This window comes from Bradyrhizobium sp., assembly GCF_035309285.1.
Classification (GTDB): domain Bacteria; phylum Pseudomonadota; class Alphaproteobacteria; order Rhizobiales; family Xanthobacteraceae; genus Bradyrhizobium.
Genome location: NZ_DATGFH010000045.1, coordinates 44,630 through 59,592 on the forward strand (window position 1 = coordinate 44,630; position 14,963 = coordinate 59,592).

Here is a 14,963-nt window from a genome sequence, read left to right on the forward strand (position 1 = left end):
CGCCTCACATCGCCGCCGAGCGGGGTAGGCTACCGGGCGGACGATTTGCATCCGCTCCCGCGCAGCGCCTCAATGCGGAGCATGCGGCGCGCGCGCTCAGCCGGAACGCGGCGAGAGGAGCGCCGCCGGCGGAGGCGCACGCCATCGAGCATGGAAGGCTCACCCCGCAGGGCGCGACAGCCGCACGGCAACTGCCAGGCGTGGCTGGTCGTGAAACCGTCGGCCAGAGCCCGAGGGAAAGTCTGGTTGGTCCGAAGGGGAATAAAGGAGAATTTGTGCAGCGCGGACAAACCCAGCTCGGGCAGCAGCGCGCGCCGATCGTTCGAAACCCGGTGTTTGCGAGCCAGCAACCCTTCAGAAGAGGAGAAGCCCCTTCGCAATGGACGTTCCGCGGCGGCTTCATGCAGTCGGCCTTGCACGATTTCCACCATCATCACCATTTCGGCATCGTGATCGGATTTATCGGACCGCTGTTCTGGCCCTATGCCTATAGCGATTTCGTCGACTACACCTATTCGCCCTACGCCTATGACACGTTCTGGCCCTATGCCTTCGACGATGTCTATGCCGGCATCTATGGCGGCTACGCGCCGGAATATGATGCGCCCGATTACGCTTACGCCTATGCGGGGTCATCGGGATCGGAACGGGTCTACGACCGCGCCACGAACCAGACTGTCGGCAGCACCGCACCGCAGGCCGGCGCCGAGCGGATTTGCTCCGCGCAGGCCAAGGGGCTGACGGACTTCTCGATCCAGAAGATCGCAGACCAGGTCCAGCCGGATCAGAAGCAGCAGGACTTGTTGAACGCGTTGAAGGCGGCGTCGGTCAAGGCGGTCGAGATTCTGCAGCAGGCCTGCCCGAGCGAATTGCCAAGCACCCCGACCGGCCGTCTTGCCGCGATGAGGACGCGGGTGGACGCCATGCTGCGGGCAGTCGAGACCGTGCGGCCGGCGCTTGAGGCGTTCTATCAATCCCTGAGCGACGAGCAGCGCGAACGCTTCATTGCGGTCGATCAGAGCGAACAGGCGACTTCTCGCCGGGGCGGCGCCGACCTCAATCGCCTCTGCCAGGGTGCGATACCCACGAAGAGCGACCTGCCGGTTGCAAGGATCGAGCGCACGCTTCACCTCAGTGATGATCAGGATCAGGCGCTGAGGGCGCTTGACCAGGCGACGATGGACTCGGCCAAGATGCTGCAGGCGAAATGTCAGCCGGACCAGACATTGACGCCGACGGGTCGCTTGGCAGCGATGGAGGATCGCCTGCAGACGATGTCAAAGGCGCTGGCCGCGACGCAGGCCGCCTTGAACAAATTCTACGGCTCGCTCAGCGATGAGCAGAAGGCCCGGTTCGACCGGATGAATGTGCGGGCGTCGTAGCGCGAGATGGGCTTGGTTGAAAATCGGCCCGGCGCGAATTCGGTTCAGCTCTCCCACGCAACCGGGGTTTATCCCGGTTGCGCATTGTTATTTGCGCAAGTCGGGCAGGCCCGACTTGCGTGGGAGAGGTGGACCTCCAATGCCACGCCAGCTCAAAAGCTAATCTCATCAAGCTTTAAACCAGCACTGCCGTGCGGACGCGGCCCGCATCGCCGAACACGCGCAGGTACCGCTCGATCTCGGCTGGATTGCCGGTGGCCTTCTCCGGATTGTCCGAGAGTTTCACGGCCGGACGGCCGTCGACCGAAGTCACCTTGCAGACGATCGAGATCGGATCGAGATCGACCGATCCGTCGGGAGCGCAGCCGACGAAATCGTTGGTGAGATTGGTGCCCCAGCCGAAGGAGAGCCGCACCCGGCCGTGGAAGCAGTGATAAGTCTCCTCGATCGAGCCGACATCCATGGCGTCCGAGAACACCAGCAGCTTTTCCTTCGGATTACGTCCCTTCTGCTTCCACCATTTGATGATGTCCTCGCCGGCGTCGATCGGCGGCGCGCTGTCGGGACGAAAGCCGGTCCAGTCTGCGACCCATTCGGGCGCGTCGCGCAGGAAGGCCTTGGTGCCGAACGCGTCGGGCAACGCGATCAGCAGGTTGCCGCCATAGGTGTGGCTCCATTGGTCGAGGATGCGGTAGGGCGCCCAGCGCAATTCCTCGTCGTCGTTCGCAAGCGCGGCGGCCACCATCGGCAATTCATGGGCGTTGGTGCCGATCGCTTCGAGATCGTTGTCCATCGCGAGCAGGACGTTCGAGGTGCCGGTGAACGACGGTCCCAAACCTTCCTTCACCGCTTCGACGCACCAGCGCTGCCAGAGGAAACCGTGACGCCGCCGGGTGCCGAAATCGGAAAGGCGCAGGCCGTCGAGCTTGCGCAGCCGCTCGACCTTGCTCCAGAGCTTTGCCTTGGCGCGGGCATAGAGCACGTCGAGGGCAAAGCGCCCCTGTCCCTTCAACACGGCGCGCGAGCGCAGCTCGTTCAGGATCGCGAGTGCCGGGATCTCCCACATCGTGGTGTGCGTCCACGGCCCGTAGAAATGCAATTCATACTGGCCCTCGACCTTGCGCAGCTCGTATTCGGGCAGGCGAAACTCCGTGAGCCAATCGATGAATTCAGGCGAGAACATCTGGGTCTTGCCGTAGAAGGTGTTGCCGGCGAGCCAGATCAGCTCCTTCTTGCTGAAGCGGATGGTTCGTGCATGGTCGAGCTGGGCGCGCAGCTCCGCCTCGTCGACGATCTCGGCAAGCCGCACCTGGTGCGAGCGGTTGATGACGGAAAAGGTGACCTTCTGGTTCGGGTAGAACTCCCGAATCATCTGCACCATCAACAACTTGTAAAAATCGGTATCGAGCAGGCTGCGGATGATCGGATCCAGCCGCCAGCTGTGGTTGTAGGTCCTGCTCGCAATATCCGTGATTGTCATGCGAGAATCTTAGCCTGCCCGGAGCGGCGCAACCAGTGGCTTTCGGGCGGTCAGCCATTCCGCGGGGAACTTGACGAGGACCGGGACATCGCGGCAGCCGGCCGGTCCAGGCAACGGGGGCAACCCGGTTGGCAGAATGGGTTTGATCCGCCGCCGATTTGACCGCATGAAAGGGCCGCAAGAACATCGGACGGGCGGACTCCCATGGCTGACGCGAATGAAGCTGCCATCTCCCACTTGCAACGCCGCAAGATCGAGGGGCGCGTGCTGATCCCGTTCATTCAGGCCTTGCGGGACAGGTTCGGTGACGATGCCGCGCGCGAGGTGATCGACGCGACTATTCGCAAGCTCGCTGCCGAGGATGGCGCACGATGGGCCGAGAGCCACGGACAAACGACGGCGTCGTTGCGGAAGGTGGCGCAGGAGGTTTGGGCTGGCGGCGGCAGCCTGGATATCCAGTTTCTCGGCGAGTCCGGGGATCATCTCGATTTCAATGTGACGCGCTGCCGCTACGCCGAGTTCTACAAGGAGCTGGGCCTCAGCGATCTCGGCTTTCGCATGCACTGCAACCGTGATTTTGCGATGGCGGCGGGCTTTTCCGGCGAGCTGGAATTATCGCGCAGCCAGACCATCATGGAAGGCGCAAGCTGTTGCGATTTCCGGTTTCGCAAGCGTGCGTGACGGCCGCAGGCTGAGGTGAGCTAAAACTGATGGCCCGCGCAATCATCTTCGATTTTGACGGTGTCATCGCGGACAGCGAAGTGCTGTCCAACACCGTGCTTGCCGAAATCGTGACCGAATTGGGCGTGCCGACAACGGTCGAGGATGCCTATCGCGACTACATGGGCAAGCGCTTCCTCGAAGTGATCGCTGCGATCGAGAAAGCGGTTGGCCGGGCGCTGCCTCAGTCATTCAACGACCAGTTTCAGGGCCGGACGCTGGAGCGGTTCAGGAAAGAGCTTGCACCCATTGCCGGCGTGCGTGAGTTCATCGCAAGATTTGCCGACGTGTCCCGCTGCATTGCATCGTCGTCATCACCCGACCGGCTCGCCGTCTGTCTTGAGGTTCTTGAGATGACGAAACTGTTTGAAAACCGGGTGTTCAGCGCTTCCGCCGTTGCGCGGGGCAAGCCGCATCCGGACATTTTCCTGTATGCGGCGGCTGAAATCGGAGTGCCGACCCGCGACTGCATTGTCATCGAGGACAGCGCCAGCGGCGTCATGGCGGGACGGGCGGCGGGCGCCACGGTGATCGGGCTGCTCGCCGCCGGACACATTCGCGCTGGTCATGCCGCAACGCTCAAGGAGGCTGGTGCCCATCATCTGGCGACGGACTATGTCGAGGTAGAACGAATCGTCAGCGATCTCCTTTCAAGATAGCTGGCGCGCGTCCTCCAGAATCATGCCGGCGCCTTTCTCGGCAATCATGGCGGTCGGCGTGTTGGTGTTGCCGGAGGTGATCGTCGGCATCACCGAGGCGTCGACGACGCGCAGGCCACCAAGGCCGTAGAAACGCAATCGCTCGTCGACCACCGCGGCGGGATCGTTGGCCGTCCCCATCTTCGCGGTGCCGACCGGATGGAAGATGGTGGTGCCGATGTCGCCGGCAGCTTTCGCAAGCGAGGCATCGTCATCGCCGACGGAGGGACCGGGCAGGAACTCTTCCGGCCGATATTTTGCCAGCGCCTTCTGCTTCATCAGCCGCCGCGTGGTGCGGATCGCGTCCGCCGCGACCTGACGATCCTCATCGGTTGCGAGATAATTCGGCGCGATCGCGGGTTTCTCGTCCGCCTTCGCCGAGCGCAGCCGAATTGTGCCGCGCGAGGTCGGCTGCAGATTGCAGGCGCTCACCGTGATTGCGGGAAACCGATGCAGGGGATCGCCGAACTTGTCGAGCGACAGCGGCTGCACGTGGAACTGGATGTTGGCGCGCGCGCGCCTCGCATCCGAGCGCGTGAAGATGCCGAGCTGCGACGGCGCCATGGTGAGGGGACCGCGGCGGCGGAATGCATAGTCGAGGCCCATCAGCGCGCGGCGCGGTAGCGAGTAATAGGTCTCGTTCAGTGTGCGCACGCCGCTCACCTTGTAGATCGCGCGCTGCTGCAGATGGTCCTGCAGATTGCGCCCGACGCCGCCGCGATCAAGCACCACGTCGATGCCGAGCGGGGACAGCCATTCGCCCGGACCGATGCCGGAGCGGTGCAGCACCTGCACCGAGCCGATCGCGCCAGCGCAGAGTATCACCTCACCCCTGGCTCGGGCCTCGATGGTCTCGCCGTTCTGCGTGAAGCGGACACCGACCGCGCGGCCGTTCTCCACAAGCAAGCGGTCGACCATCACATTGGTCTCGAGCCGCAGGTTGGGCCGGTTCAACACCGGCTTGAGGAAGCCGCGCGCCGACGACCAGCGCCGGCCGCGCTTCTGGTTGACGTGGAAATAGCTCACGCCCTCATTGTCGCCGGTGTTGAAGTCGGGGATTTTCCTGATCCCCATTTCCTGCGCGGCGTCGCCGACTGCATCCAGGATGGTCCAGGACAGCCGTGGCGCCTCGATGCGCCAGCCGCCGCCGGCCCCGTGATGCTCGCTTTCCCCGAGGAAATGATCCTCCAGCCGCCGGAACGCCGGCAGCACGTCGTCATAGCCCCAGCCGGTAAGTCCGAGCTGGCGCCAGTGATCATAATCGGCGGCCTGGCCGCGCATCGAGATCATGGCGTTGATGGCAGAGCAGCCGCCGATCACCTTGCCCCGGGGATAGTTGAGCGCGCGGCCGTTCAAGCCCGGCTCGGCCTCGGTCTTGAACATCCAGTCCGAGCGCGGATTGCCGATCGCAAAGAGATAGCCGACCGGGATGTGAAACCAGATCCAGTTGTCGTAGCCGCCAGCCTCCAGGATCAGCACACGCTTCTTGGGATCAGCCGAGAGGCGGTTGGCGACGATGCAGCCGGCCGTGCCGGCGCCGACGACGACATAGTCGAAATCACCTTCAAGCCTTTTCATAACGTCCTCGCCGCGCGCCATTTTTCCATGGCCATAGCCCTGCGCGCCGCCGCTGTACAGCGCCGGCGCGGGAGGGTTGGGTCAAATGCAGTTTGCGTGCTAGAGAGAATGGAACAACAACCCTGATAAAGCCGAGATGTCCCATGCCCATCGTCAATCGCGTCGCCGATCTGCAACCCGAGATCCAGGCCTGGCGCCGGGACATCCATGAGCATCCGGAATTGCTCTACGATGTGCATCGCACTGCAGCATTCGTGGCGGACCGGCTGCGGGAGTTTGGCTGCGACGAGGTCGCCACGGGCCTCGGCAAAACCGGGGTGGTCGGCGTCATCAAGGGCAAGAAGCCGGGCGGCCGCGGCGAGATCAAGGTGATCGGGCTCCGCGCCGACATGGACGCGCTGCCGATCGAGGAGACGACCAATCTGCCCTATGCCTCCAAGACGGCCGGCAAGATGCACGCCTGCGGCCATGACGGCCACACCGCGATGCTGCTCGGCGCGGCGCGCTATCTCGCCGAGACGCGGAATTTCGCGGGCCAAGCGGTCGTGATCTTTCAGCCGGCGGAAGAGGGCGGCGCGGGTGCGGCTGCGATGCTTAAGGATGGCCTGATGGACAGGTTCGGTATCGAGCAGGTCTATGGCATGCACAACGGCCCGGGCATTCCGATCGGCTCGTTTGCGATCCGCCCCGGTCCGATCATGGCCTCGACTGCCTCCGTCGACATCAAGATCGAAGGCCACGGCGGGCATGCGGCGCGCCCCCATAAATGCATCGACTCGGTGATGGTCGGCACGCAGCTCATCGGCGCCTTGCAGCAGATCGTCGCGCGCAATGTCGACCCGCTCGACTCCGCCGTGATCTCGATCTGCGAATTCCATGCCGGCAACGCCCGCAATGTCATCCCGCAGACCGCCGTGCTGCGCGGCACCGTGCGCACGCTGACCCGCGAGGTGATGGCGCTGATCGAGAAGCGCATGCATGAAGTCTGCGCCGGCATCGCGCAAATCACCGGCGCCAAAATCGACCTCGCTTACGAGTACGGCTATCCCGTCACCGTCAATCATGCCGCGCAGACCGAGCTTGCGGCGCAGGTGGCGAGAGAGGTCGCGGGCGACGCCAACGTGCATGACACCCAACCGATGATGGGCGCGGAGGATTTCTCCTACATGCTGGAAGCGCGGCCCGGCGCGTTCATCTTCTGCGGCAATGGCGACAGCGCCGGCCTGCATCATCCCGCCTATAATTTCAACGACGAGGCGATCGTCTACGGCACCTCCTACTGGATCAAGCTGGTCGAGAACACGCTCGCGGCGTGAGCGACCTGGCGTGACCGTCGAAATTCGCTCGGCGATCGACTTCTACGAGCGTCATCCGATTTCGTGCGAGATCATTCTCGCGAAGCTGAAGGCAGCCCGGGGCCATCTGGACCGCTTGACCCCGGACGAGCTATTTGCGCACGATCAGGATCATTACGGCGGGCTCGCTGCAAACGACGCGCTGGCAGAGCGGGCGGGAATTGGCGAAGGGACCCGCGTTGCCGACTTTTGCGCTGGCCTCTGTGGACCATCACGCTATTTCGCTCACCGCTTTGGCGCCGACGTCACCGGTATCGAGCTGACGCCGGCCAGGGTAAGAGGTGCTGAGGAGCTGACCCGGCGCGTCGGCCTGCAACACAAGGTGCGCGTCGTTGCAGGCAATGTGATGCAGGTTCCGCTGGCCACGCGTAGCGTCGATGTGGTCGTCAGCCAGGAAGCGCTGCTTCATGTGCCGGACAAGAGGCGCTCGCTCGCGGAAGCCTATCGGATTCTGAAGCCGGGCGGCCGCATCGTCTTCACCGATTGGGTGGCTCATCGTCCTCTGTCCGATGCCGATCGCGCGTTGATGTGGCAGGGCATGGCGGTGACCGATCTCTACGATCTGCCGACCTACGCCGAACTTGTGGGCCGAGCCGGCTTTGTCGTGAGCCCGGTCGAGGATCTGACCCGCGAATGGAGCGAGATCCTTAAGGCTCGGCTCGCGATGTATCAAAAACTTCGCGAGGACACGCAAGCCGCAGGGACAGCGGCCGGTTATGACGCATTTTATGAAAGCTATGTCCGATTTGTCGATCTGGTGAACGAGGCCGTCCTCGGCGGCGGCCGTTTTGCAGGTCAAAAGCCGGCTTGAGCCGGCAGACAAGTTTCCAGCGTGCCTTGTTTGAACACTTACGACAATCGCGCTTACTCAATTGATTGCACCAAGACTTCAAAGCATCTCCCAATTGTGAACACGCGGGTCTGATTAACCGGAAAGGGACTTTCGCGTCTGTGTTAAATTTTGGGGCGCGAGTATCCAGCGCGGTGATCAGGGGCAGCACTTCAAGTCGTTACAGGAGAGCGTTCGATGTCAGATCTTGTCGCGATCGTGTACCCATCCGAAGCCAAAGCAGAGGAAGTTCGTCAGAAAATACTCAAGCTCCAGAACGAGTATCTGATCACGATCAATGATGCCGTGATCGCGGTCAAAACAGGGGACACTGTAAAACTCAATCAACTTGTGAACACGACGATGACCGGCGCCGCAAGCGGAAGCTTGTGGGGTCTGCTGTTGGGGATGGTGTTCCTGAATCCTCTCATCGGCGCGGCTCTCGGTGCCGGTGCCGGCGCATTGAGCGGCGCGATGACCGATTTCGGTATCAGAGATCAGTTCATGAAGGATCTCGCGTCGAAGGTGAAATCGGGAGACGCCGTTCTGTTCTTGCTGATCCAAAGCATGACTGCAGACAAGGTTCTCAATGAAATCAAGGATGCGGGAGGGACGGTCCTGAAGACCTCGCTCGATGAAAAGAAAGAGCAGTATCTGCGCGACATGCTCGCAGCCGCAGCTCAGCCCAAGGCTGCCTAGCGGCGTGAGGCAAGTCCGACGTTAGAGCCAAACAAACCATCGCCCTGCGCTGTCCCGGCAGTGGCCCGATCGTCTTGCAGCCGATCATGCTGCGGTTCTGCAGAACGCGTCGGGTCAGTGCGCGGCGGTATTGTTTCTTGAACCAGATAGCCTGCGAGAAAGGTCGGCTGCAGCCCGCGGCTCTGCGGTCACTCAGCCGATTGCCTTTCTGCGCAGTCAAGAGCGAGGGGGAAATCATGCGAAAATTGACTTTATGCGTGCTCGCCATTGCGGCTGCTTCGGCGGCGGTTGTGACGACTTGCGGCCGTTCGCAAGCCAACGTTGTCACAGCTCCGCTGGCCTTACGTGAGGCTGCCGATCAGCTTCGTCTTACGGAAACTGTTCAATTCTCTTGGAGAGGCCGGCGTTACTGTTGGTACAACGCCGGATGGCGGGGCGGCGGCTGGTACTGGTGTGGCTATAGCAGGAGGCGCGGCCTCGGCTGGGGTGGTCCAGCCGGGTGGCACGGGTGGCGACGGCCAGGCCACCGCCCAGTAGTTCGTCCGCCGAGGCCACGTCGGCCGGGAATCCCAGGTCGGCCGGGAACCCAGCGTCCGCGACCGCTGCCTGATAGGGTCAGATGAACCCTGCCCACGGACCGGTGTGGGCTCGCACAACAGTCGGATAACGCCATGTGATAGCGCTCGCTTGTGAAATGCGCGCCCGTAGCGCCGTTTCATCAAGCGAACGTGTGGTGCCGACGGGTTGACGCGACGGCGCGTTCGCCTGCCTCTTGCGCGGGCGACCGCTGCGGCCTTTGCGCGTGCGGCGCGACGGCCGGGCAATGGCCGCAGCTTCAAAGGGGCCGTCGCTTCGATGAAATCGTTGTGTCACGCCTGCGCGGCGACTTTCATTATTGCGTTTGCATTCTGGTCAGCCACAATGCCGCCCGCGATGGCCGACGACGATATGGACGCCAGGATTCGAGATCTCGTCGCCGCTCACCTTGCATCTCACGCCACGGCCAGCGATGCGGGCGGACTGGCGGTTGCCGTCTACACCGCGGGGCAGACCCGGTTCTTCAACTACGGGTTTGCCGACCAAGTCACCAAGCGCGCGATCACGTCGGATACGCTGTTCAACCTCGCTTCGCTGCGCAAGCTGTTCGAGGCAACGCTGGTCGCGCTTGGCGTGGTGCGCGGCGAGCTCAGCCTCGATGATCCCGTCACCAAATACGTGCCGGAGCTCCACGGCGATTATCTCGGCCGCGTCACGATTGGTCAGGTTGTCACGCATACGTCCGGACTTCTGCTTCCGACCGATCATCCGCCCTGGCCGAATGATTCCTACACGCTGGCCCAGTTCCTTTCGATGTTGAACGCCTGGACGCCGCAAGCGGGCGAAGCGCCGGGCAAGCAGCGCATCTATACCCACGCCGGCTACGTGCTGCTCCAGCTTGTGCTCGAGCGCCGCTACGGCCTGCCGATCCGCGAATTGATCGCAAGCCGCATCCTGAAGCCACTTGCGATGCATGCGACGTTCCTGCCCGAGCGCAGGCTCGACAACCGCGCGATCATGCCGGCGGAACTGCTGCAGGAAACGGTGCAGGGTTATTCGGATCAGGGCACAGCCATCGGCCCGCCGGGCGGCCAGCAGAGCTATTTCGATTTCCCCGGGACCGGCCAGATGTTCTCGTCGGCGCACGATCTTGCGATCTTCGTCGCGGCTTGTCTCGACGGCGAGGGCGTTGATCCTCGGTTGCGCGCCGCCTTGCAGATGACGACGCGCGAAGCGTTTCGTGTCAGCGAGAAGTTCGGGCAGGCGATGGCCTGGGAAACGGTCCATTTCGACGGCGTCGAGATCATCGACAAACCGGCCGGTCTCAACAACGCCTCGGGCTACATCGGGCTCGTGCCGGCGAAAAAGATCGGCATTGTCCTGCTCGCCAATCGCGGCAATTTCCCGCACGAAAACGCGCGCTATCAGGTGTTGCCGGCGCTGTCGCGATAGCTGCGCGCGCCGCCACGCCGCGGTCGAACAGTGCCGCAGCGCTTTATTCGACGGCGAATAAGCGGGGCGCGCTCATGCATGAACGCGCCGATCGCCGCCATCGGCCCTTCCAGGAGGCCTATTCCTCAGCCTGGCTCGGCGCTCGTCGGGATCGCCGCGGGGCCTGGTATGTGGGCCCCTCGGTCGCGCTCATGCCCCCAAACGCTCGAAATGAACTTTGCGCGACTCGCAGGTGATCGACGGTGATCGGCGCTGGTTGCAGAGCCTCATGCGCACACGTCATTGCGGTTTCGTGTTCGACGGCGGCGCATTCAACAGCGCCGGACGTGACGCACCGGCTTATGGCGCGCGCGGCGCGAGCCGCTCTCTCAGCTCCTTCGCGGTCTCCTCAAGCTCTTGCGCGGGAGGAGAGGGAGGCATCGAGAAACCATCGAGGCCGTCCTTCAAATAGCTGGCCGACGTGATGTCGTGGGCATGGTGGATCGGGACGACATGCGCGTGGACGTGGCGCACATGCATGCCGGCATAGACCATTGCGACGCGCTCGACGCGGTAAATGGCTTTCAAGTTCCGAGCGAGGCGTTGTGCGAGGGTGGTGATGTCAGTCGCAACAGTGGCCGACAGGTCCTCGAACCAGGGATAATGCTCGCGCGGGATGATCAGCGTGTGGCCGGGTCGAATGGGGTGGATATCCAGGAAGGCCAGGATCGCGTCGCCCTCATAGACGGCATGACAGGCAATCTCGCCGCGCGCGATCCGGCAAAACAGGCATTCATGGCTCATGGCAGACGCCCCACGGCAGTTTCTTTTCGTCGGACAATCTGTGACGAGAATTGTTTCTTTGCAAATGCGTAGCTCACGCGGCGCGTGCCGACGTTCTGAGCCGTTCTGCTGCGATTTTCAGATCGTCGACAAAGCGCCGATACTCGAGCGCCTTGGCCGCCTCGTCGGGCAATCGCAGCAGGTAGGACGGATGCACCGTCACCAGCGCATGGCGTCCATCATCGAGGTCGATCAACCGCCCGCGGTTCTTGTTGATCGGCGTGATCTTGCCGAACACGCATTGGGCTGCGGTTGCGCCCAATGCGACGACAAGCGCCGGATTGATCGCGGCGAGCTCGCGCTGATACCAGGGCCGGCAGGCGTTGATCTCAGGGGTGACCGGCTTCTGGTGCAGGCGGAATTTTCCGCGCGGAAAAAATTTGAAGTGCTTGACCGCGTTGGTGACGTAGGCCTTGTCGCGATCGATGCCGGCTTCCTCGAGCGCACGGTCGAGCATCTGCCCGGCTGGCCCCACAAAGGGATGGCCGGCGAGGTCTTCCTTGTCGCCGGGCTGCTCGCCGATCAGCATGATCGGCGCGTGGGCCGGGCCTTCGCCGAACACGGTCTGGGTGGCGTCCTTCCAGAGCGGGCAGGCGCGGCAGGAGGAAGCGTCTTCGCGTAATGTCTCAAGTGAGGGGCGTGTGGTCATGGCATTGTCCTTGAGGTTATCGAGGGCTGATCGGCGCTGTTGCCTCTGCCAATCAGGCAGAGCGTTCAGGGTTCCTTTGAAGTCATTGGGATTGCTGACGAAAAACAGATCGTGTGATCCCGATTGACTCTCCGGGCGTTGTTGGCTTTATATTAGAACATATCATGAACAAATGAGCCAGCTCCTGGTTTTAAAATTCAGGACGGCTCCAATCGAATTGAGAGGACGCGGCGCATGAGGGGCGCACGCATGAGCACGCTTGCGACCTTGCGCGGGCGCATCGAGCGGATCGAGACGGCGGACGGGGCAGTCCAGCCACATCATGTGGCGCTCGGTCATGCCGAGGTCGATGCGGTGTTGCGCGGCGGGCTTGCGACGGCCTGTGTGCATGAGGTGTTTTCGGAAGGACATCAGAGCGCAGCCGCGACCGGCTTCATCGCGGGACTGGCGGGGCGCGTGACGGCGCGGCGGCCGCTGGTCTGGGTGCGGCAGGATTTTTGCGATCTCGAGATGGGCGCGCTGTCGATGAGCGGATTGTCCGAGCTCGGTCTCGATCCGCGCTGTCTCGTCACCGTGCGCGCTTTTGATGTCGAGAGCGCGCTGCGCACGGCGGCCGATGCGCTCGTCTGCGATGCGCTGGGGGCCGTGGTGCTGGAAGTCTGGGGGCAGGCGCGGCAGCTCGACCTTGTCGCGAGCCGCAAGCTGACGCTCGCCGCGCAAGCCTCAGGCGTCACCGGATTGCTGCTGCGGATCGCAGCAGCGCCGGAGCCTTCGACCGCCGAGACGCGATGGATCGTGCGTGCGGCGCATTCGCCACCGCAAGCGCTTTGGAATGGGTGGGGCGCGCCGTGTTTTGACGCGCAACTCATCCGCAACCGTCATGGCCCGACCGGGCGCTGGATCATGGAATGGAAATGTGATGAGTGCCTTTTCAGCGAAGCGACGGATCCTCAGCCTGTGGCTGCCACGCCTGCCCATCGACCGCATCAAGCGGACGCTTCTATTGAACGAAGACGGGCAGGTTAACTCTCGCAACACGGACGGTGGGCTCTCTCCACCCTTGCGGGGGAGAGCTGGAGAGGGGGGTAGCCCCGGGCGCCGGAGTTCGCGGCTACCCCCCTCCCTGGCCCTCCCCCGCAAGGGGGGAGGGAATGAGACAGGCGCGCAAGCGGGAGAGGTGAAAAGAGAGATCCCTTGCGTCGTCGTCGCCAAGGACAACAATGCGCTGGTGATCTATTCCCTCGACGACGCGGCGGCGCGCTATGGCCTCACCGTCGGGCTGCCGCTCGCCAATGCCCGCGCCATCTGTCCGCATCTGCAGGTGTACGACGCGGACCCGGCGGCGGATGCGAGAACGCTTGATAACATCGCCGACTGGTGCGACCGCTTCACGCCGCTGGTCGCGCTCGATGCGCCGGATGGCCTGTTCCTCGACATCACCGGCTGCGCCCATCTGTTCGGCGGCGAGGCCGCGATCCTGCGGCAACTCTGCGACGCACTGACCACGCAAGGCTTTTCCGTCAGTGCAGCGATTGCTTCGACCTCGGTCTGCGCGCGGACCATGAACCGCCATGTCCATGGCCATATCATTGCCGACGGCGCGGAGGCTGAGGCGGTCGGTCCGCTACCGGTGTTCGCGCTTGGAGCCGGCGATATCATCATCAACGGCTTGCGCCGCGCCGGCTTGAAAACCATCGGCGATGTCGCCTCTCGCGCCCGCCACGAGATCACCGCGCGCTTTGGTGCGGCCTTCACCACGCGGCTCGAGCAGGCGCTGGGGCAGGGCGATGCGCCGATCAGTCCGCGCAAACCGCTGCCGGATTACATTGTCGAGCAGCGCTTTGCCGAGCCGGTCGCAACCGAAAACGTGATCGCGGCGACGCTGTCGCGGCTCGCTGCCACGCTGGTCGCCTCGATGGAGAAGCAGGGCAAGGGCGCGCGGCGGCTGGAGGCGAGCTTCTTCCGGACCGACGGCGTGGTGCGCACGCTTGAAGTCGACACCGGGCAGGCGGTGACGCGCGCTGCGATCATCGACCGCCTGTTCAGGGAGCGGCTGGACAGCTTGAGCGATCCCCTCGATCCCGGCTTCGGCTTCGACCTGATCCGCCTCTCGGCGAGCCGCACCGAGATCGTCGTGCAGCAGCAGCACGATCTCGACAGCCACGTGCATGACAATGACGAATTGGCCGCCCTGATCGACCGCATTGCGGCGCGGATCGGCGGAAAGCGCGTGGTCGTGCACCTGCCGCAGGACACCCATATTCCGGAGCGCGCGGCGCTGCCTGCCCCCGCGCAGCAGCATCTGGCGGCTTCGACGTCCGCCGACTGGCCGGCGCGCGCGCAAGGCGAGCCTCCTTTAAGACCGCTTCGCCTGTTCGACCGGCCGGAGCCGATCAAGGTGCCGCTGGCCACAGTCCCCGATGGTCCGCCACATCATTTCACCTGGCGCCGTGCGCTGCATGCGGTGGTGCGGGTCGAGGGACCCGAGCGCATCGCCATGGAATGGTGGAAGCAGGACGGCAAGCGGCTGACGCGCGACTACTTCCGCGTCGAGGATGCCGAGGGACTGCGCTTCTGGATTTTCCGCGACGGTCTTTACGAGAGCGAGCTGCGGGATGGGGAGGGCAATCCAACGCCCGCCAACTGGTTCGTGCATGGGCTGTTCGCATGACGGATCAATACCAGATCGTCATTCCGGGATGGCCCGAAGGGCCAGGCCCGGAATCCATAACCATAATCGGGGGTTATGGATTCCGGGCTCG

12 protein-coding genes and 1 pseudogene are annotated in these 14,963 nt (G+C 63.4%); 9 read left to right on the plus strand and 4 right to left on the minus strand.

Going from position 1 to position 14,963, the window contains the following annotated elements:
* Nucleotides 1-275 precede the first annotated feature (275 nt).
* Complete coding sequence (locus tag VKR55_RS09795) at nucleotides 276-1,382, plus strand: Spy/CpxP family protein refolding chaperone (protein ID WP_324402303.1); 1,107 nt, start codon at nucleotides 276-278, stop codon at nucleotides 1,380-1,382.
* 175 nt (nucleotides 1,383-1,557) lie between these two features.
* Here the strand turns inward: VKR55_RS09795 and pncB are convergent, their stop codons facing one another.
* Nucleotides 1,558-2,862, minus strand: a complete 1,305-nt coding sequence (gene pncB / locus VKR55_RS09800) for a nicotinate phosphoribosyltransferase (RefSeq protein ID WP_324402305.1) — start codon at nucleotides 2,860-2,862, stop codon at nucleotides 1,558-1,560.
* A gap of 204 nt (nucleotides 2,863-3,066) precedes the next feature.
* Here pncB and VKR55_RS09805 point away from each other — a divergent pair, with 204 nt between their 5' ends.
* A complete protein-coding gene (locus VKR55_RS09805; protein ID WP_324402307.1) occupies nucleotides 3,067-3,543 on the plus strand; it encodes an L-2-amino-thiazoline-4-carboxylic acid hydrolase in 477 nt (158 codons plus the stop codon).
* 29 nt (nucleotides 3,544-3,572) lie between these two features.
* A complete protein-coding gene (locus VKR55_RS09810) occupies nucleotides 3,573-4,241 on the plus strand; it encodes an HAD family hydrolase (protein ID WP_324402309.1) in 669 nt (222 codons plus the stop codon).
* Here the strand turns inward: VKR55_RS09810 and VKR55_RS09815 are convergent.
* Nucleotides 4,233-5,858 carry a GMC family oxidoreductase gene (locus VKR55_RS09815; protein WP_414642328.1) on the minus strand — a complete coding sequence of 542 codons (1,626 nt, stop codon included), beginning with the start codon at nucleotides 5,856-5,858 and terminating at the stop codon, nucleotides 4,233-4,235. The two genes, VKR55_RS09810 and VKR55_RS09815, sit on opposite strands and share 9 nt — an antisense overlap.
* 143 nt (nucleotides 5,859-6,001) lie before the next feature.
* Here VKR55_RS09815 and VKR55_RS09820 point away from each other — a divergent pair, with 143 nt between their 5' ends.
* The 4 genes from VKR55_RS09820 (at nucleotide 6,002) to VKR55_RS09835 (ending at nucleotide 10,730) form a co-directional block, all read left to right on the plus strand.
* Complete coding sequence (locus tag VKR55_RS09820) at nucleotides 6,002-7,174, plus strand: M20 aminoacylase family protein (RefSeq protein ID WP_324402313.1); 1,173 nt, start codon at nucleotides 6,002-6,004, stop codon at nucleotides 7,172-7,174.
* 10 nt (nucleotides 7,175-7,184) lie between these two features.
* Nucleotides 7,185-8,024, plus strand: a complete 840-nt coding sequence (locus VKR55_RS09825; protein WP_324402315.1) for a class I SAM-dependent methyltransferase — start codon at nucleotides 7,185-7,187, stop codon at nucleotides 8,022-8,024.
* Nucleotides 8,025-8,240: 216 nt separating this feature from the next.
* On the plus strand, nucleotides 8,241-8,741 hold the full coding sequence (locus VKR55_RS09830) for a DUF1269 domain-containing protein (RefSeq protein ID WP_324402317.1): 501 nt from the start codon (nucleotides 8,241-8,243) through the stop codon (nucleotides 8,739-8,741).
* Between the two features lie 933 nt (nucleotides 8,742-9,674).
* Nucleotides 9,675-10,730, plus strand: a complete 1,056-nt coding sequence (locus tag VKR55_RS09835) for a serine hydrolase (protein WP_324402319.1) — start codon at nucleotides 9,675-9,677, stop codon at nucleotides 10,728-10,730.
* Nucleotides 10,731-11,069: 339 nt separating this feature from the next.
* Here the strand turns inward: VKR55_RS09835 and VKR55_RS09840 are convergent, their stop codons facing one another.
* Together VKR55_RS09840 and VKR55_RS09845 are read right to left on the minus strand one after the other, a co-directional pair.
* The gene (locus VKR55_RS09840) at nucleotides 11,070-11,513 is read right to left on the minus strand and encodes an HIT family protein (RefSeq protein WP_324402321.1); all 444 of its coding nucleotides are present in this window, start codon (nucleotides 11,511-11,513) and stop codon (nucleotides 11,070-11,072) included.
* Between the two features lie 73 nt (nucleotides 11,514-11,586).
* Nucleotides 11,587-12,243 (minus strand): annotated as a pseudogene (locus VKR55_RS09845) (UdgX family uracil-DNA binding protein); the annotation flags it as partial.
* A gap of 192 nt (nucleotides 12,244-12,435) precedes the next feature.
* On the opposite strand from VKR55_RS09845, the gene VKR55_RS09850 reads away from it, so the two are divergent.
* Nucleotides 12,436-13,227 (plus strand): ImuA family protein, encoded by a 792-nt coding sequence (locus tag VKR55_RS09850; RefSeq protein WP_324402323.1) that lies wholly within the window; start codon nucleotides 12,436-12,438, stop codon nucleotides 13,225-13,227.
* Nucleotides 13,121-14,872, plus strand: coding sequence for a Y-family DNA polymerase (locus tag VKR55_RS09855; protein ID WP_414642330.1), 1,752 nt, complete (start codon nucleotides 13,121-13,123; stop codon nucleotides 14,870-14,872). The genes VKR55_RS09850 and VKR55_RS09855 overlap by 107 nt, the downstream gene beginning before the upstream one ends.
* The last annotated feature ends 91 nt before the right edge of the window (nucleotides 14,873-14,963 follow it).